Origin of the sequence: Pseudomonas sp. MWU12-3088, from assembly GCF_023242405.1 — a bacterium.
GTDB classification, from domain to species: Bacteria; Pseudomonadota; Gammaproteobacteria; order Pseudomonadales; family Pseudomonadaceae; genus Aquipseudomonas; species Aquipseudomonas kribbensis.
Window position 1 is genome coordinate 135,673 of record NZ_JALJEA010000010.1, and the last position, 19,639, is coordinate 155,311.

Genomic DNA, 19,639 nt, shown 5'->3' on the forward strand with positions numbered 1-19,639 from the left:
ACCTACTCCTCGATCAGACAGGCCATTTGCGCCAGGGTCGGAGCGCCAAACACGCGCTTGAGATTGATCTGAATGCCACTGCGCTTCATCAATGCGACAAGACGCATTGCCAAGAGGGAGTTGCCGCCCAACGCAAAGAAATTCGCCTCACGGTTTTCAATCGGACGGCCAAGAATCTGTGCCCAGATCAACGCAAGGGTCTCTTCCCTGGAGGACATTGCCTCGGCACCCGCCCCATCGTCCGTCACGTCGCCCAGCCGCGCGATCAACGCTGCCCGATCGACTTTTCCCGCCGGGTTGCGCGGCAACTCATCCAGCACAAGGATCTGCGCAGGCATGAAATAAACCGGCAATTCGGCGCTGATCCTCGCTCTCAGTCCGGCTTCCAGCTGCGCACTGTCAGCCGTATCCGACGGGGTCACGAAAAGCGCGATCCTCGCGCCCGATGTGCCGTCATCGACGGAGCACGCGTGGCAACTTCTGATTTGCCGCGAAGCCATGGCGCAGGCCTCGATCTCCGCAAGCTCGACGCGGTTTCCGTTGATCTTGACCAGATCGTCCTTGCGCCCCTCGAAAAGGATGTCTGCATTCACATCGCGCCTGGCGAAATCACCGGTACGAAAGCTCAGGCTGTCATCGCCGTCCAGGCCCCGGACGAACCGCGCATCGCTCAAGTCCGGATTGCCCAGATAGCCCAAGGCAACGCTCACCCCGCTGATGTAGATTTCACCGAGCTCGCCAGCCGGTACTTCCTCCAGCGTCTCGTCGAGCAGACGCACCGTGACGCTGGAAATCGCCTCGCCGATATTCGCCGGTGAGGTATCCAGGGTGCACAGCTTCACCGTCGCAGCGACTGTTGCTTCGGAAGGCCCGTAGGCGTTGATCAGACGGGTTCTGCCCGCCCAGTTGGCAATCACCTCCCTGCTGCACCTCTCGCCGGCCACGATCAATGTGCTCAGGCTGATCGGCAGCTCGGGTGGCAACAGCGACACCAGTGACGGCGGCAACGTGACGACATCGATCCGACGATTGCACAGCAGGTCTTGCAGGCAGTCGAAATCCCGCAGCTCGTGGTCGGCCACGGCCACCAGACAGCCGCCGGCAAACAGGGTCATGGCGATTTCTGCAATGATCGCGTCGAAACAGACCGGGGAAAACATCAGCACCCGACTGCCCTGGGTAATGCCGTACGTCAGGGCATGACGTGCAAGATTAGGGATGCCCCGGTGTGAAACCATCACCCCTTTGGGCTGCCCGGTAGAGCCGGAAGTGAAGATGATGTACGCAAGATCCTGTGGCGTTATCCGCGGTTGTTCGAAATGCAGGGACTGCGCGGCATCCCGGACCTGGCCAAGACTCACGACCCTTTCGGAGGCCAGGGCGAGGTTGTCGCCGACGATGTAGCCATCGGGGACAAGGACCAGTTTCGCAGTGGCTGCGTCCAACTGGATGGACAGGCGTGCCGGGGCAGTCTCCAGATCCAGGAGGACGAAGGCTGCGCCACTTTTCATGACGCCCAGCAAGGCGGCCAGCAGATCCTTCCCGCGCGGACAGCCGATGGCAACGATTGCACCTGTTCCAATCGCGTTGTGGGCCAGATAGGCAGCGATCCGCTGACTGTCTGCGTCCACTTCGGCATAGGTATACAAAACACCGCCATCTTCTATCGCAGGTGCATCCTTGAGATCGTGGCTGACGCGGGCCCATTGATCGAGAAAGATCTGTGTTTGCGCAATCCCGCTCGGGGGAAATTGTAGTGGTGACAAGCTAGGCTCCTTCCGCTCTGAGAAAACATCGACCAACGTACCGCCGAGACTCAACCCACCATCGCGTGCTGGTACATCTGGCTGCCAAAGTTGGCGTCACACCACTGATCCGAATAGATCGTTTCGAGATACCGTTCGCCCATATCGGGACTGATCACGACCACTTCATCGCCTGCCGGAATCTGTTTCCAGAGGCGCTTGACCGCCACCAGCACAGTCCCCGTAGAACCACCGACCAGCAGGCCGTAGTCCAGCGCGACACTGCGGCACATGCGGATCGTCTCGACCTCATCGACGAACTCGATATGCCCGACCAGATCCCGGTCGAGAATTTCCGGACGCCGACTCGTTCCCAACCCTGGAATCAGGCGCTTCTTCGGCACCTCCTGAAAGTTGATCGAGCCCACGGTATCGACAGCGATCAGCTTTACGTGCGGCGCGTTATCACGCAGATATTGCGCGCAGCCGACCAGCGTCCCGGTGGTACCGGCACCGACAAACAGCCATTTGCAGTTCGGATGCTGCTGCAGGATTTCCGGTGCCGTCCTGTTGTAGTGCGCCAGCGGATTAGCCGGGTTGGCATATTGGTTGGTCCAGAAATACCTCGGATCCTGGCGGATCATTTCCTGAATCAGCGCAATGCGCGCCCCGAGAAAACCGCCATTGCGGTCGCGGGTGTCGCAGACAATGACTTCGGCTCCATAAGCTTTCATCAGGTTGACACTGACCTGGTTGACGTTGGGGTCGGTTATGCAGGTAAACGGATAACCGCGCTGCGCACAGATCATCGATAACGCAACACCGAGGTTTCCCGAACTGGATTCGATGACTTTCCGCCCGGGCGAAAGCAGCCCCAGGCGCTCGCTTTCCTCGATCAGCGAAATCGCGGTCTTGAGCTTTATCGAGCCGGCCGGATTCAACCCTTCTATCTTCAGGTAGACCGGCACATTGCCGATGAAGTTATCCAGTTTGTGATACTGATTCGCACTGTAGTTTTGCATCATGCTCGAGGTATCCATTTCCAAGAGAAGACATTCGGCGCGCATGGAAAACAATCCGTTGTTGAAGATCGGCCATTTGCGCAACGCAGAATTTTTCGGGGTTGAAGTTGAGTTCGATCAGAAAATCGTCTGCCGGAACCAGACCGAAAACCAAAGCGAACTCTGACTTCTCGACCCACTGCAGATTGCTGAGCCGGTAGCGATCACCGACCGGCAGGTTGTCCTGAAGCTCGAAGTTCTCGACCACCAGAACGGTATTGAACAATTGCTCCAGGCCAAGGCCGGCGGCATTGCGGAAATGGCTCATCGAGACATGCCCTTCGTCCTGCAGGGCTGCACTGCTGCGCTGCAACTGCCGGAGAGCCTCGGCAGAGAGCGGTGCCTGTACATCAACCTTGCACGGAACGATCGAAGTCATCAGTCCGATGATGTCTTGCGACCCCTCGAGATCTGCAGGCCGTCCGGAAATCGCCCAGCCGAATACCGGTGTGTGGTTTTCGGTGTGCTCCGCCAGGATCTGCGCCCAGATGCGCTGGAAGAGAACCGCAACGGTCACGCCCAGACCGGTACAGAACCGCTCGATACCACCTGAAAGATCGCGCCCGAGGTTGAAACGGTAGACGTTGTGATCCGCACTCGAGGACGGCTGAAAGGCCACCGGGCTGGAGAACAGACTGGGGCTGACGCCCGCCAGATAACGTCGCCAGAACGGACGTTTTTCCCGTTCGGATTGATTGGCCAGCCACTCGATGTAATCGCGATAGACGTGGCTGAATGCCGGCTCGGGCTGAACGCCGCGAACCATCTGGTCGTAGAGGCTAAACAGTTCCTTGATGACTCTGGCCACACACCAGCCATCCAGAAGGATGTGGTGGTAGGTCCAGATCAACTTGTGCACCTGCGAGCCATCTGACAACAACGTGAAGCGTGTCAGTGCAGGAGTCGCCAGATCAAAGATCCGTGCGCGATCTTCATGCATCAGGCGCTCATACTGCGTCGGCTCGCTGCTGTGCGCGATGACCTGCCAGGTGCAGGTGGCCTTGGGCACCACATATTGCACCGGTCCCGCCACCGCATCCCAGAAGAACCCCGTACGCAGGATCGGATGACGCTCGGTCAGCCTTTGCCACGCCGTTTCCAGCACGTCGATATCGACTTCCCCGTTGATGTCCATGACGTATTGCAGGGTATAAGTGTCGTCATCGCTCATCAGGTGCTGGAACAGAATCCCTTCCTGCGTCGGTGACAAGGGATAGATATCCACCGGTATGGCTGCGGCGCTGGCAATCAGCGACTGCAACTCATCGTCAGTCAGATCGACATCCGGATAGTCGCCGGGCACGCGTACCACGGCACCTGCCGTGCAATGCTCAATGATTTCCGTCAAGGCATCGACGTAGCGCGTCGCGAGATCCTCGGCCTCGCCGGGGGAGAGAATCCCGTCGTCGTAATACCAATCGATTTCAAATCGACCCTGAGCAATCCGCGCCTCGATCTCCAGTGCATGCTGGCGTCCGTTGCGCGGGTCCACCGACACCTGATCGACGAGACTCAAGACCCGGGCTGACGGCATCGACACGTCCGGATCGTCGAACGACACATTGTCCCACTGCCCGAGATAGTTGAACTGCACCATGGGTTCGGCAGCAGGAATCACCCGGGACTCATTGAACAGGTAACGCAGCAGTCCATATCCGACACCCCGTTCCGGGATATCCGCCAGTGTGCGCTTGGTCGCCTGGATCAGACTCCCCAGCCCCTCTTGAGGATCATGCAGGCACACCGGGAACACCGATGTGAACCAGCCGACCGTGCGGGATACATCGACGCCTTCCAGGACACTTTCTCGACCATGTCCCTCGAGATTGATTGCAATGTCCGGGCTCCCCCGCCAGGCGGAAAACGCCCGGACCAGCGCCGAGACCAGGATGTCATTGATTCGGGTGTTGTAAGCCGCAGGCACCTCTCGGATCAGCGCGGTGGTGGCCGTGCTGCTCAGCCCTCGGGACAGTATTGCGGTGTGACCCGACGGTCGCCGGTTCTGCGCAAAAGGCATTGCGGCCGGAATCGCTTCGATGACCTGTGACCAGTACGCGGTCTGCAACAGCACATTCTTCTTGAAAGCCTGCCCGTCACTTGCCAGTTGCTGTGCCCAACCGCGAAACGCGGTGGCCTGCGCAGGAACCGACGTGCCTGCATGCAAGTGCAGATAGTCCTCGACAAGAATACGCAGGGACACCGCATCGACCACCAGGTGATGCGCCACCAGCACCAGCAGATTGACATCGGGATCCGGGGTGCGGAACAACACCGCGCGAAACAGATCGCCCTTTTCAAGATCAAGACCGGCAAGGGACTCTTCCAGCACCGCCCGGACAGACTCCAGCGATTGATCGATCGGTGCAGCCAGTTGCACCGTCAGGCAACTCGATTGCGCGTCGACGGGGCTGGCCGGAATGGTCTGGGCGTACCCTTCGTCGACCTTGAACTGCGCACTCAGTACCGGATAACGCTCCAGTATCTTGCGCGTGGCCATGATCAGCGTATCGGCTGCGACTGGACGGTGTATCTCGATTGCCGTGCCGAGGCACCAATGGTCAGCATTGACCAGTTGCTGTTCGACGAACCAGCACTGTACGGGCACCAGTGCAGTTGCACCGGTGGGCAAATGGATTTCCCCGATGGCAGCACTCTGCAGCGGCCGCACGGCCTGGGCGATTTCGGACAGCGATCGACTGGCGAAGATGCGATCAAGATCAATCGTCATGCCTTCGCTTCTCAGACGTGCAATGAGTTGCAACGCGCTGATCGAGTCACCGCCTGAAGAGAAGAAGTTCTGTTTCAGGGTAATCGTGTCGTTGCCGATGATCGCACGCGTCGCGGCCAGCACCACGGTGTCGAAAGGCGTGTGCTGCGAAGAAGCCGGGGGCAAATCCGTTGCGACCGAAGTGTCATCCCCGATCACAGGCGCACCTTGCCAGTTCTGCCACTCCTGCAAGGGGCGATGTGCCTCACAGATATACGCCAGTGCACTCAGGAAGTGTTCGCACAGCGTTTCTGCCCGCTCCCTGGAGACAGACTCGGGATCACGGATGAAATCCACCGTAATGGCATCGCCGCTGCTGAGGACTTCAACGGCAAAGGCAAACTCGGTGAGGTCAGTCACCTGCGTGAGTTCGACAGTGACACCGGGGGCCTCGAGCGCAGCCCAGTCTGCCAGCGTCTCGACGTTCAGCACCGTATCAAAGGCATTGTTGGCAAAGCGCGAGCGCGTACTGAGCAACGCCTCGTTCATTGATATCGACTCGAAACGAAGCAGCTCGGCAATCCTTCTGCTGACGGCCTGCAAGCTGACTTCGGGATTCTGCGCCGGCGCCAGTGCCAAGGGTATCGGCAAGGTATTGGCATACATCCCGACATCATCCAGACCAACCCCGGTGTCGGCACGCCCCGAGACGATCATTCCGAACAACTGGTGCTGCCCGCCGTTCACTGCATTGAGCGCCATGCCCCAGGCTGTTGCCGCAACAGAGGCAATCGTGACACCGGTACGACTGCACAGCCCCATGATGGCCTGCTCAAGCGCCGCAGGCAGACGTCGTTCGAAAACCTGATGCTCCACCGGATTCTGGGACGGTTCGGCAACCTTGTCGGCTACGCAGACCGGCACATCGAATGGCTCGAGAAGATCCGCCCAGAGTTGTTGCTCCTCCGGTTGCAGGTGGAATTTTTCCTGGCCATCGATATAGGAGGGAAACGCATCCGGCGCCGCCGGGGTACCCGAAAACACTTCACTCATCAGCGCAAAGACCGATGCACCATCAAGCACGAGATGGTGCGCGCTGAGAACAAACTGATAGTCGTTGCCACCCAGATGGAACAGATGCAGTCGATAAAGCGCGGGGTGATCCAGCTCGAAACCGGTCTGCTTGTCCTGGACGAGGAAGTCTTCCACGAACTTGCGCTGTTGCACTTGATCGAGGTGCGCAAGGCGGGTCCGGGACCATCTCAACGGCGCGTCTTCGGCAACTACGCGCGCCGGCTGGCCCGACGGCGCCAGGACAAACGCGCTACGCAACAGCTCATGATGTCGATGGACCTTGCGCCATCCTTCCTCCAGAGCAGCGCCGTCATCGGACAGCACCATGCGAAACGAAAACTGCAGAACGTAAGTCGTGCGATGGCGGGCTCGCAACGATTGAACGTAGATGCCTTTCTGGGCCGGAGAAACCGGTTTGAACGATGACGAATCACCCTGGGCCTGTTGCCGATCGAGGTGCTTCAGGTTTTCGGCAGCGACGTTGCCGGACACCGCAGCCTGGGCCCGGACCACCTTGAGCAGCCCCTGTATGGTCGGGTTCCGAAAGATATCGCCCAGTGTGAACGCGTGTCCCAGAGCTTTCACCCGTGCAATGAACTGCAAGGCGAGAATCGAATCGGCACCTTGTTTGAAAAAATCGTCGGTGGGTTGCAGCGCCGGGTTACGCAGCAAATCGCGCCAGGTCTCGAGCAACTCCTGACCGACTCCGGTCGGTGTTGCCGCAACCTTCTGTACGGTGTCAGGCGCCGGGGTTTCATTGGCAATGGCGGTGAGTTTTTTCTTGTCGATCTTGCCATTGGGTGTCTCAGGCAGAGACAACTGAATGCGGAACTCGGATGGAATCATGTGTTCCGGCAAAAGGTCACGCAGGTCAAGACGCAAACTGTCGAGATCGGTTGCTGCCCCCTCTTGTTCGACGAGAAAAGCCGTCAGAAAAGCGCGGGTGTGCGACGTGTTGAGTACCACCGCCGCCTGTTTGATGTAGTCCAGTCGCAGGATGCCGAATTCGACCTCGCTCAACTCGATCCGGTGACCACGCACCTTGACCTGATCATCGGTTCGACCGTGATAGTGAAAGACACCTTCGTCATCGCAACTGACGAGGTCGCCGGTCTTGTAGGCTCGCTGGCCGTCGACCGTGACAAACGCCTTGGCGGTCAGGTCGGGGCGACCGATGTAACCCAATCCCACCGCAACGCCTTCGACGTAGAGTTCGCCGACTTCACCCACGGACAAGGCCGCCTGATCGGCGTCTCGCACCACCAGCCGAACACCGCGTACCGCCCGCCCGATCGGAATTGCGTGATCGGCAGAAGGCATCCGGGAAATCACCTGGTGGGTCACATCGTCACTGCATTCCGTCGGCCCATAGGCATTGACCAAAGGCACGTGAGGCTTGGTCGCCAACCAGCGTCGTGCCAGTGAAACGGGTAGCACCTCGCCCGTAGCGACGAGACAGCTCAGACGATCGAAGCGCGCATTCTGCGCATCCACGGTGATCGCATCCAGAATGGCCAGCAAGTGGCTCGGAACTACCTGCAGGATATCGATTTCGTCGTACACGATCCGCGCACCCAGACGATCAAGATCCAGAAACTCTGAACGGGTCAGGATTGCCGTGCGCCCGGCGCAGATCAGCGGCGCGAGGAATTGCCAGACGGAGATATCGAAACTCTGTGGCGCTGTTTGTGCCACGTTGGGGGCCTTGTGCATCCCCAGGTCTTCGATTTTGGCCAGCAGATGATTGAGCATCCCGGCGTGATGGACCATTGCCCCCTTGGGCATTCCCGTCGAGCCGGAGGTAAAGATCACATAAGCGAGACTATCATCCGTCAGTGCGCAACGTTCGAACGCCCCCCCGCCCTTGAGGTCGTCGAGCCGGTCCGGCATTGCCAGAAGGCCAACACCGTCGAACACCAGTTGGCCGTCGCTCTCTGCGATCAGCCAGCGGCAGTTGCATTGCTCCAGCATGTAGGCGCGCCGGTCCAGCGGCAGCGTGCGATCCAGCGGCAGATAAGCGGCTCCCACCTTGAACAGGCCGATCATCGAAACCAGAAATCCGAGCCCTCGCTCCAGGCCGATGGCGACAATATCACCCGGCTTGACGGATGCCGCACTCAGCCTGCGGGCGAAGCCATCGGATACCTCGTCAAGATCTTGATAACTCAGGCTGTTACAGCCATCCGAAGCTGCAATGGCGCCAGGCGTACGCCGAACCTGGTCGGCGAATAAATCCAGAAAGTTGTCCATATCATCCATGTCTTATGGTCTAAATTTCGGTGTTTCTGTGTATCAGGCGCCCTCTCGAAGGTATTTCCTGACCCCCCGGTGCCAGAGAAACCGAGACAACAGCAAGAAGGCCAGGGTCGCCAGCACAGCGCCCGCCAAAGACCGCCCCGTCGTCATCCCCATCGCTGATTGCGCGGGCACTTCCATGATGAAAAAGACAGGCACTACGGTCATGATCACGACCTGGATCCACTCGGGATACGCGCCGGACGGGAACCGGCCGGTGGTCAAAAACATGAACAGCAGGTGGGAAATGTTTCCGGTCTTCTTGGTCCAGAACGCCAGGCTGGCAATACTGAACCAGACCGAATACACCAGCGCGCACGCCAATAACATGAAGACGAAGAAGGCGCCGACCGTCTGAAGCGTCAGTTGCCCTTGTGCATGGCTTCCGCCCAGCATCAATCCCAACCCCAGAATGACGCCGAAGATATGCCAGAGGCGCAACTGCCCAAAGGCCAGAATGGTTTGGACATCTACCGGCTTCGACAGATAAGTATCAATGGATTTGCTGATGATCAACTTCGAGGCGGCCTCGCAGTTGGGCAATACCACCATCTGTACAAAGGAGCGAATAAGGATGAATGCGCCGTACAGCACAATTGACTGTTGTTTGTTCCAGCCGCCAATCGTCTCGACATTGCCAAAGAAGATCTCGATCACGACATAAACGGACAATCCCAATAAAGCAGTATTGAGCAGACTGACAAAGACCGGAACGCGATCTTTCATGTTGGCCTGCAACCTTGCAGTTAGAAGCGCCTTGACTGCGCTCAGCGTCTTCATTATCCGAACACCGAATAACGTTTTACACCTTTGGCCCAAATCAGATGAGCCAACAACGAAAGTGCAACAACCAGCACAACTTGAAACATCAACCCGCTGACCAGCTGTTCGCCAGTCAACTCGCCCATAATGATGCGAATGGGGAAGTTGATAATATAAGGAAAGGGTGACCACTCAAGTACCGATTGCATCCATCCAGGATAAAGCGTCAAGGGCGCGAGAACACCACCAAACAAAGTAAGCATGTAAGTCAACACCAGGTCGAAAGCACTTGCCTGGTCGGACCAGAACGCCGCAAGCCCGCCAATAAAATAGAGCAAATAGTTGATCGCAAACCCAAGTATGACCCCGAGCATTGCCGGAAGCAGATAGCTCAAATGCAGATAGTTACCCGCTTCGGAAAACAGGAATACTCCAGCCACCAGGAAAAATATGGGAATGACCCTGACCATCGCCGAAGCCATTTCACTCAGAAAGTAATAGAGGGCGATATTGAACGGTTTCAACAGAAGACTGCCGATATCCCCTGAATGAATGTCATTTTCTACTTCTTCGGCAGCGGTACTGGAGACGATTTCACCGACCAGAAACACCAGCGCAAAGTAGGCAGCAAACTTTGCCGGTGTGAATCCTTCCAGTGCGGCATCTTTTGCAATCCCCATCCAGATGACCATCATGAACAACGGCACCAGAGAAGCCAGCACCAATACAAACAGCTCTGCGCGATGGGCAACCTTGCGGCGAATGGCCGTGCGTGCAACTCCCGCAACTTTCATGGCAAACCGGCTCACGCGACACACTCCCCGGGTGCACCCTCGACCTTTTGACCGGCATCGGCCCGGGAGGCCATGAACAACTTCAGCAGAGCCTCTTCGATCGGTGGATCACCAATGGAAATATCGATGACCGGTTGCTCGGCCAGAACCCGCGAGCAAACGCCCACCACCTCTGCGCCCGGCACCAGCAGCTCGTGCACAAAACCGTCCACAGAGCGCACCAGACCGTATTGACCAAGTGCCGAAGCCATGATTGCTTCGGACAATTCCACGGTGATGATACGGTGGTCCGACATGCGTTTGCGCAGGGACTCCAGGGTGTCATCGAAGGATATCCGGCCATCGGATACGACAACGACTCGCTCACACAGGGCTTCGATATCCTGCATGTAATGAGAGGTCAGCAATACGCTTACATTGCGCTCGCGACTGTAATCCCGAATAAATGACCTGACTATTTTCTGCACACCGACATCGAGCCCGATAGTAGGCTCATCGAGAAAAAGAACCTTGGGATCGTGCAGTAACGATGCGACCAATTCACACTTCATTTTCTCGCCAAGCGACAGGGTTCGCACCGGCGCCTGGGCCAGCTTCGACACTTGAAGCAACTCATCCAGATAACCGTAAGTCTGTTTGAACTGCTCATCGGGGATTTCAAATATCTTCTGATTCAGCCGAAAAGTTTCCATCGCCGGCAAGTCCCAGATCAACTGTTGACGTTGCCCCATGATCAGCGAGATAGACTTGAGAAATTCCTTACTACGCAGCTGCGGCTTATAACCCAGAACCGATATTTGCCCGACAGTTGGATAGAGCAGGCCCGACAGCATTTTCAGGGTCGTGGTTTTACCCGCACCATTCGGACCGAGAAAACCGACAACCTCACCCTGCCTGACAGTAAATGAAATATCGTCGACTGCAGTCTTTTCGGAAGTCCTGGGAGATACAAGAGTTGTCAACCAACCCAACGGCCCCTCGGAGCGCTCTTTTATCAGGTAAGTCTTGGACAAGTTTTTTACACTAATACAATCCATTGCGTGCGAGACCTTGAAGAAAATGAGCTATCCATTGCGCATATCGTTTCAACGCCGGCTTGAATATCACGCACCGATCCGAGCCGTCAAGAAACGTTATTACACATTTAAAATTTGAATTCGCAGCGCCGGCTTATCAATGAGCCAGCAAACGCGGAACTAACTGTCCCGTGCAAAGTTATGGCCTAAAGACATCAGCGTCGATGAAAGTAGCGCGCAACGCTCTAGTCCGCGGTTCTTTGCTTTTTCAAGTATTGGCCGGCGGCTTGAAACTAATCGATTGTGACTTGAGCGTCGAGAGCAAAACACCTGGTCATGCAAAAGAAGAGTGGAACTACGAATGACAGGGAAAAGCCGGACAGATAAATCCTACGACATGATTTTTCGATCCCCTGATACCCCCCTTCTCCCTCGTTTGTGCATCGATCAGGGGAGAGGGGGGGGCTTTGGCCTGAGATCTATGTCTGGCTGTCGCCATCGTCCGGATCATCGGTGTCCGGCTCGTCGGTGGTCGAGTCGTCATCGTCCTTGCTGCCACCCTGATCCTGATCACCGGGTTCGGATTCGGACTTGGCGAGCATGATCACACCCGCGTGCCCCTGGGCCGCATTGAAGCCCTGTGCAGGCGCCGCGCTGCTCGCCCACGCCGCCGTGGTGCCAAGCGTCAGCATCACCAAAACCTTAAGCAACAACACTATGCGTTGAAAAATGCTCATAAGCGTTTCCATCCTTTCGTGGTTGAAGCCAGAGTGCCGGTCCGGCGCTGAATAAAATCTAGTTCCGATCAGCCGGGTTCACCAGATAGGACGCTAACCAATGCCTGGAAATGCCATGGCTGGACAGACCGCTTTCGAATAATCCCCATAACCGGATCAACTAAGCGAGGCGGCCTTGCGGGTTTGCACGGGCTGGCTGGCCGAGACGCGCAAACGGGTCGCCAGACAAACCAGCGGGACCGACAGCAGTGCCAGCGCCGCACTGGCCACCCAGACGCTGTGCCCTCCGAATTGCCCGTAAAGCTGTCCGCTGAGCACCGGCGACAGCAGCGCACTCGCGCTCCAGGCCATGAAGAACAGACCGAAGTACTGGCCACTTTTGCCGCTTTGCGCATGCTGCATGACCAGCACATTCAGCGGCGGCATGAACAGCGCCTCCCCCAGCGTCCAGACCACCGTCGACAGGCACGCATAAAACAGCCCGGAACCCAGTGGCAGCATGCCGAGCCCGAGCGCCAGCAGCACACAACCGGCGATCAAGGGCCGCCGCGAGCCCCAGCGTTCGCCCCAATGCGAGATTGGAATCTGCAACGCCACGACAAGGACCGCGTTGATTGCGAACTGCCAGCCGATGGCCTCGGTACTCAAGCGATAGTAGTCGCGCAGATAGTTGCCGAGGGTGCTGTAAACGGTGTCGAACGCCATGCCGAGCAGGACGGTCGCCGCCAGCAGCCAGAGAAAGGGTTTGTCGCGGTATGGCAGGCCTGAGCCGGTCTGCGCCTCTGGCGCTTCGTCCGCGATCAGCACCGTTCGCCGCCAGGTCGTGCGGACAAACCAGAGCAGCGCCACCAGCGTCAGCGCCGCACTGATGAAGAACACCCAGCGAAAATCCGTCTGCGCCAGGACACCGCCCGCGATGCCGGCGGCGGCCATCCCGAGATTTCGCGCGATACGGCTCAGGGCCTGGGCGCGCGGGCGCTGGGCAACCTCGCAATATTCCATGATCAGGCGTTGATGCAGCGTCCGGATCGCGCCGTCGATCGTACCGCTGAGCAACAGCAAGCCGGCCAGCAACCACATCTGTGTCACCAGCCCGAGCCCGAGCAGCACCCAGGCTGAAACGAAGAACAGCGCCGCCGTCAGCCGCGCGGTGCGGATATGGTCGCTGAGCAAGCCGCCCAGCATCGAACCGATCAACAACCCGCCGCCATACGCCGCCAACAGCCAGCCAACGGTCTCGATGGCGAAACCCAGCTCCTGACGCAGATACAACGCCATGAACAACTTGACCATGCTGCTCAGGCGATTGATGAACAACAGCGCCGCGAGTACCCAGGCCATCAGGCTGAAATAGCCATTCGGACGAAGCAGATGGACGAGCCGCCCCATCATCGATTGATCCCTCCTTGATCAGCCAGGCACGCGACCTGAACCAAAAGAATCTGCCCATACTCAATCAACAGGCAAAAAAAAGCCCACTGTTTTCACAGTGGGCTTCGGGTGTCACCAATCAGCGCTTAGTGGTGCTCACGGGTCGCACGGAATTTCACGTCCGGCCAGCGCTCTTCCATCAGGGCCAGGTTGACCCGGGTCGGGGCGAGATAGGTCAGGTGACCGCCGCCGTCCAGCGCGAGGTTTTCCACAGCCTTGTTGGAGAATTCCTCAAGCTTCTTCTTGTCGCTGCATTCGATCCAGCGCGCGGAGTACACGGTGATCGGCTCGTAGGAGCACTCGACCTTGTATTCCTCTTTCAGGCGGCTGGCGACCACATCGAACTGCAGCACACCGACGGCGCCGAGGATGATGTCGTTGCTGCGCTCCGGGAAGAACACCTGGGTCGCGCCTTCTTCGGCCAGCTGTTGCAGGCCCTGGCGCAGTTGCTTGGATTTCAGCGGATCGCGCAGGCGTACGCGGCGGAACAGTTCCGGGGCGAAGTGCGGGATACCGGTGAAGCCCAGGGTTTCGCCTTCGCTGAAGGTGTCGCCGATCTGGATCGTGCCGTGGTTGTGCAGACCGATGATGTCGCCGGCGTACGCCTCTTCCAGCTGTTCACGCTCGGAGGAGAAGAACGTCAGGGCATCGCCGATGCGCACGTCCTTGCCGGTACGCACGTGGCGCATCTTCATGCCTTTCTCGTACTTGCCGGAGCAGATACGCATGAAGGCGATGCGGTCGCGGTGTTTCGGGTCCATGTTCGCCTGGATCTTGAAGATGAAGCCCGAGAACTTCTCTTCCACCGGCTCCACGGTGCGCTCGTTGGCCACCCGTGGCAGCGGACGCGGCGCCCAGTCGACCACGGCGTCGAGGACGTGATCGACACCGAAGTTGCCCAGTGCGGTACCGAAGAACACCGGGGTCAGCTGACCGTCGATGAACTCCTGCTGGTTGAACTCGTGGCAGGCGCCCTGCACCAGTTCCAGCTGTTCGAGGAAGCGGTCGTACTCGTCACCGAGGTGGGCGCGGGCTTCGTCGGAATCAAGCTTCTCGATGATCTTGGTTTCGGTACGTTCGTGACCGTGACCGGCGGTGTAGACAATGATGTAGTCGTCCGCCAGGTGGTACACGCCCTTGAAGTCACGGTAGCAACCGATCGGCCAGGTGATCGGCGCAGCCTTGATCTTCAGAACGGCTTCGATCTCGTCGAGCAGTTCGATCGGGTCGCGGATGTCACGGTCGAGTTTGTTGATGAAGCTGACGATCGGCGTGTCACGCAGACGGCAGACATCCATCAGGGCGATGGTCCGTGGCTCTACACCTTTACCGCCGTCGAGAACCATCAGGGCCGAGTCCACCGCGGTCAGTGTGCGGTAGGTGTCTTCGGAGAAGTCTTCGTGGCCCGGGGTGTCGAGGAGGTTGATCATGTGTTCGCGATACGGGAACTGCATGACCGACGTGGTAATGGAAATACCCCGCTGCTTCTCCATCTCCATCCAGTCGGATGTCGCATGGCGGTCGGATTTACGGGATTTCACCGTACCGGCCACTGCAATCGCCTTGCCCATCAACAGGAGCTTTTCGGTGATCGTGGTTTTACCGGCATCGGGGTGGGAAATAATGGCGAAAGTGCGGCGTTTCGCGACTTCGGCGGCCTGTCTGGTCATGGGAAATCGCCTGGCGGTGATTCAAAAAAGGGCCGCGATTATAGCCCAAGTCAAGACAATAACCGAACCGTTGAGCACATTAAGGGTGGCCAAATGCTGCCTCAGATGGGAACCTTTTAAAGCACGGAGACGTCCATCCCCTGTTACGACTTTTCGTCAGGGGCTGAAAAATCAGCAAGTTAGCCTGACGAGGCTGCGCTCATGGCTCGCTTTCAGACCGCTTTTCGCCGGTGCTGGGGGAGCTGCTTCTCGCGAACGTTCACTCCCGGCAGCCAGGCATGGCATGCCACTCGGGACAGCGTCCGCCGACTATAAAAAAGGAGTCCGCCTGTGGCTATCCGCTATGGCAAAGGGCTGATGGGAGGTGCGGTGGTGATCGCGCTCCTGGCCCTGCTGGTCCACTGGATCGGCATCAACACGATCGAACACTACCGCGACGATTTGTTGTTTTACCTGCAAGCTCATCTGATTCTCGTCCTCGCTTCAATGCTGGCCGCCCTTGTCGTGGGCATCCCCGCCGGTATCTTCCTGAGCCGCCCGACCATGGTCGGCCGCGCCGAACGCTTCATGCAGATCTTCAACATCGGCAACACCGTACCACCGCTGGCCGTACTGGCGATTGCCCTGGGGATTCTTGGCATCGGCAGTGGTCCGGCGATCTTCGCTTTATTCCTCGCCTCGCTCTTGCCGATTGTGCGCAACACCTACGAAGGCCTGAAAAACGTCCAGGGCTCGCTGAAAGAAGCCGCCACCGGCATCGGCATGACCCCGCGCCAGGTGTTGTGGCAGGTCGAATTGCCCAACGCCGTGCCGATCATCGTCGGCGGTGTGCGGGTGGCTTTGGCGATCAATGTCGGTACGGCGCCGCTGGCGTTTCTGATCGGCGCCAACAGCCTCGGCAGCCTGATCTTCCCCGGCATCGCCCTGAACAATCAGCCGCAACTGCTGCTCGGCGCTGCGTGCACCGCGCTGCTGGCCCTGCTGCTCGATGGCGTGGTCACCCTCGCCAGCCGTCTCTGGCTGGAACGCGGTTTGCGCCCGTCTTAAGGCTTCGGCAAAGGAATATTCATGAAACGACTTAGCTTGATTCTGGGCTGCGTTCTGCTGTTCGCAGGATTGGCGCAAGCCGCCGAAAAACCGGTGATTCGCCTTGGCGCCCGGGTATTCACCGAGCAGACCTTGCTCGCGGAAATCACCGCCCAATACCTGCGCAGCAAAGGCTACGACGCGCAGATCACCGGTGGTCTGGGCAGCAATCTGGCCCGCAGCGCCCACGAAAGCGGGCAACTGGACATGCTCTGGGAATACACCGGCGTGTCGCTGGTGGCCTACAACCATGTCACCGAAAAACTCGACAGCGAACAGTCCTACGCCCGCGTCAAAGAACTCGACGCGAAAAAAGGCCTGGTCTGGCTGACCCCGTCGAAATTCAGCAACACCTACGCCCTCGCCCTGCCGAAAAAAGTAGCCGAGGAATATCCGCAGATCAGCAACATCAGCCAGTTGAACGATGTGCTGCGCAGCGAGGCCAAGAGCAATCACCTGGTGGCGCTGGACACCGAGTTCGCCAACCGCTCCGACGGCCTTAACGGCATGGTCAAGCTCTATGACATGAACCTGACCCGCCAGAACATCCGACAAATGGACGCGGGGCTGGTCTACACCGCACTGCGCAACGGCCAGGTGTTTGCCGGTCTGGTCTACACCACCGACGGTCGCCTCAACGCTTTCGGCTTGAAGCTGCTGGAAGACGACAAGCATTACTTCCCGGACTACACCGCCGCGCCCGTCGTGCGACAGGCCTACCTCGACGCTCACCCGCAACTGGCCGAGCAACTCAAGCCGCTGGCGGAACTGTTCGACGACGAAACCATGCGTCAGCTCAATGCGCGGGTCGACGTCGATCACGAAAGCCCATCGAAAGTCGCTGCCGATTTCCTGCGCCAGCACCCACTGAACTAAAGGAGGAAAAGTCATGGAATTTTTGAACGCCTTTTCCCACCTCGACTGGCAGCAGGTGATGCACCTGACCTGGCAGCACATCACCCTGGTCGGCATCGCCGTCAGCCTGGCGATCCTCATCGGCGTGCCGCTGGGCATCCTGATGACGCGTTTCCCGAGCCTCGCCGGTCCCTTGCAGGCCAGCGCCACGGTGCTGCTGACCGTGCCGTCGATTGCCCTGTTCGGCCTGCTGCTGCCGTTCTACTCAAAGTTCGGCCAGGGCCTCGGCCCGATGCCGGCGATCACCGCTGTGTTCCTTTATTCACTGCTGCCGATCATGCGCAACACCTACCTCGCCCTGACCGGCGTCGAACCGGGCATTCGCGAAGCCGCACGCGGCATCGGCATGACCTTCGGCCAACGCCTGCGCATGGTCGAGTTGCCGATCGCGGTGCCGGTGATCCTCGCCGGTGTGCGCACGGCCGTGGTGATGAACATCGGCGTGATGACCATTGCCGCAACCATCGGCGCCGGCGGCCTTGGCGTGCTGATCCTCGCCTCCATCAGCCGCAGTGACATGTCGATGCTGATCGTCGGCGCGCTGCTGGTCAGTCTTCTGGCGATCTTCGCCGACCTCATTTTGCAGTGGCTGCAACGTTCGCTGACTCCAAAAGGACTCCTGAAATGATCGAACTTCAAAACCTCAGCAAGACCTTCCAAAGCAACGGCAAAGATGTGAAAGCCGTGGACTCGGTAAGCCTGACCGTCAATGAAGGCGAAATCTGCGTGTTCCTCGGGCCATCGGGTTGCGGCAAAAGCACCACGCTGAAAATGATCAACCGTCTGATCAAGCCGACCTCGGGCAAGATCCTGATCAACTGCGAAGACACCACCGACCTCGACGAGGTGACCCTGCGCCGCAACATCGGCTACGTGATCCAGCAGATCGGTCTGTTCCCCAACATGACCATTGAAGAAAACATCGTGGTGGTGCCGAAACTGCTCGGCTGGGACAAACAGAAATGCCACGACCGCGCCCGTGAGCTGATGAGCATGATCAAGCTGGAACCCAAGCAATATCTGCATCGTTATCCCCGTGAACTGTCCGGCGGCCAGCAGCAACGGATCGGTGTGATCCGCGCACTGGCGGCGGATGCGCCGCTGTTGCTGATGGACGAGCCCTTCGGTGCGGTCGACCCGATCAACCGCGAGATGATCCAGAACGAGTTCTTCGAGATGCAGCGCGCGCTGAACAAGACCGTGATCATGGTCAGCCATGACATCGACGAGGCGATCAAACTCGGCGACAAGATCGCCATCTTCCGCGCCGGCAAGCTGCTGCAGATCGACCACCCGGACACCCTGCTCGCCCATCCGGCAGACGACTTTGTCAGCAACTTCGTCGGCCAGGACAGCACGCTCAAACGCCTGCTGCTGGTGAAGGCGGAAGACGCAGCGGACAACGCTCCATCCGTGAGCCCGGAAACTCCGGTGGCCGATGCGCTGGAATTGATGGACGAGCATGACCGTCGTTACGTGGTGGTCACCTGCGCCGAGAACAAGGCACTGGGTTATGTGCGACGTCGCGACCTGCATCGTCAGACCGGTACGTGCGCGCAGTTCCTGCGTGAGTTCAACGCCACGGCTGCGTACGACGAGCATTTGCGCATCCTGTTATCGCGCATGTATGAGTTCAATCGTGCCTGGTTGCCGGTAATGGATGCCGAGCGAGTGTTCCTCGGCGAGGTTACCCAGGAGTCGATTGCGGCGTACCTGAGTTCGGGTCGTTCGCGTGGAATGAAGACCAATATCGTGTCGCCGGCCGAAGCGATGGCCTGATCAAAAGCAAAAGGGCTGTTCGACAGCCCTTTTTTTCGACCACCGGATCCTCAAGGCCGGGATTTTTTCGCCGACGATGGGCCGGCAAGAAATATCAACACACCAGAGCGCCGAACCCGGCCGTTCTTGTCAGCTTCAACCGGCAAATCCCCCCTCACCTGCCCTTCTCGCGGCCAACGTCGCCGATGTTGAAGTGATCGTAGTTATCTGAGAGTTGGCGCACATCAGCATCGAACGTGCAGGTATTTTTAACACCTGAAAATTATTGTGGAACATCTGACCGTCATCTCGGTCGGCTACAAAGAGTGATATCCGCGACGCACGTCAGAAGCGTGCAAAAACGCGACATTTTTAGTTGATCTCAGGCCCCTCACGCCCTAAAGTTCGCGCCGAACGTCCATGCTGGAAACGATCCATCCGGCTCAAGTACTGACGACGAGACAGCAAGGCCAAGGGCAACGACCCATGGCCTTTTTGCTTTCGGCGACATGCCTTGGGAAGTAGGCGAACCAAAGTGGGGATACGGAGGACGTTCATATGCACCCATTGATTAACGACGTTTGCCAC

At 58.4% G+C, this 19,639-nt stretch carries 13 protein-coding genes; 4 read left to right on the forward strand and 9 right to left on the reverse strand.

Going from position 1 to position 19,639, the window contains the following annotated elements:
• Window positions 1–2 precede the first annotated feature (2 nt).
• The 9 genes from M5B98_RS22220 to M5B98_RS22260 all read right to left on the reverse strand — a co-directional run bounded on the left by M5B98_RS22220 (window position 3) and on the right by M5B98_RS22260 (window position 15,292).
• Window positions 3–1,820: a non-ribosomal peptide synthetase gene (locus M5B98_RS22220; RefSeq protein WP_248743984.1), complete on the reverse strand. Its 1,818-nt coding sequence runs from the start codon at window positions 1,818–1,820 to the stop codon at window positions 3–5.
• On the reverse strand, window positions 1,817–2,770 hold the full coding sequence (gene sbnA / locus M5B98_RS22225) for a 2,3-diaminopropionate biosynthesis protein SbnA (RefSeq protein ID WP_248743985.1): 954 nt from the start codon (window positions 2,768–2,770) through the stop codon (window positions 1,817–1,819). The genes M5B98_RS22220 and sbnA overlap by 4 nt, the downstream gene beginning before the upstream one ends.
• Entirely contained in the window at window positions 2,727–8,837 is a 6,111-nt protein-coding gene (locus M5B98_RS22230) for a non-ribosomal peptide synthetase (protein ID WP_248743986.1), read from the reverse strand. Before M5B98_RS22230 ends, sbnA begins: the two co-directional genes overlap by 44 nt.
• Window positions 8,838–8,879: 42 nt before the next feature.
• Window positions 8,880–9,662 (reverse strand): ABC transporter permease, encoded by a 783-nt coding sequence (locus M5B98_RS22235; RefSeq protein WP_248743987.1) that lies wholly within the window; start codon window positions 9,660–9,662, stop codon window positions 8,880–8,882.
• Window positions 9,662–10,453, reverse strand: a complete 792-nt coding sequence (locus M5B98_RS22240; RefSeq protein WP_248743988.1) for an ABC transporter permease — start codon at window positions 10,451–10,453, stop codon at window positions 9,662–9,664. The genes M5B98_RS22235 and M5B98_RS22240 overlap by 1 nt, the downstream gene beginning before the upstream one ends.
• Window positions 10,450–11,451, reverse strand: coding sequence for an ATP-binding cassette domain-containing protein (locus tag M5B98_RS22245; protein WP_248743989.1), 1,002 nt, complete (start codon window positions 11,449–11,451; stop codon window positions 10,450–10,452). The genes M5B98_RS22240 and M5B98_RS22245 overlap by 4 nt, the downstream gene beginning before the upstream one ends.
• Before the next feature lie 482 nt (window positions 11,452–11,933).
• Window positions 11,934–12,191, reverse strand: a complete 258-nt coding sequence (locus M5B98_RS22250) for a hypothetical protein (protein WP_085711822.1) — start codon at window positions 12,189–12,191, stop codon at window positions 11,934–11,936.
• Window positions 12,192–12,347: 156 nt separating this feature from the next.
• Window positions 12,348–13,583, reverse strand: a complete 1,236-nt coding sequence (locus tag M5B98_RS22255; protein ID WP_248743990.1) for an MFS transporter — start codon at window positions 13,581–13,583, stop codon at window positions 12,348–12,350.
• Between the two features lie 125 nt (window positions 13,584–13,708).
• Window positions 13,709–15,292: a peptide chain release factor 3 gene (locus M5B98_RS22260; protein ID WP_085608055.1), complete on the reverse strand. Its 1,584-nt coding sequence runs from the start codon at window positions 15,290–15,292 to the stop codon at window positions 13,709–13,711.
• Window positions 15,293–15,649: 357 nt separating this feature from the next.
• Between M5B98_RS22260 and M5B98_RS22265 the strand changes: the two genes are divergently transcribed.
• The 4 genes from M5B98_RS22265 to M5B98_RS22280 are packed head-to-tail and all read left to right on the forward strand — an operon-like array spanning window position 15,650 to window position 19,072.
• Window positions 15,650–16,339, forward strand: coding sequence for an ABC transporter permease (locus tag M5B98_RS22265; RefSeq protein ID WP_170931630.1), 690 nt, complete (start codon window positions 15,650–15,652; stop codon window positions 16,337–16,339).
• Window positions 16,340–16,360: 21 nt separating this feature from the next.
• The gene (locus M5B98_RS22270) at window positions 16,361–17,254 is read left to right on the forward strand and encodes a glycine betaine ABC transporter substrate-binding protein (RefSeq protein WP_248743991.1); all 894 of its coding nucleotides are present in this window, start codon (window positions 16,361–16,363) and stop codon (window positions 17,252–17,254) included.
• 13 nt (window positions 17,255–17,267) lie between these two features.
• A complete protein-coding gene (locus tag M5B98_RS22275; RefSeq protein ID WP_007953690.1) occupies window positions 17,268–17,921 on the forward strand; it encodes an ABC transporter permease in 654 nt (217 codons plus the stop codon).
• Entirely contained in the window at window positions 17,918–19,072 is a 1,155-nt protein-coding gene (locus tag M5B98_RS22280) for a betaine/proline/choline family ABC transporter ATP-binding protein (protein WP_248743992.1), read from the forward strand. The genes M5B98_RS22275 and M5B98_RS22280 overlap by 4 nt, the downstream gene beginning before the upstream one ends.
• Window positions 19,073–19,639: the final 567 nt, after the last annotated feature.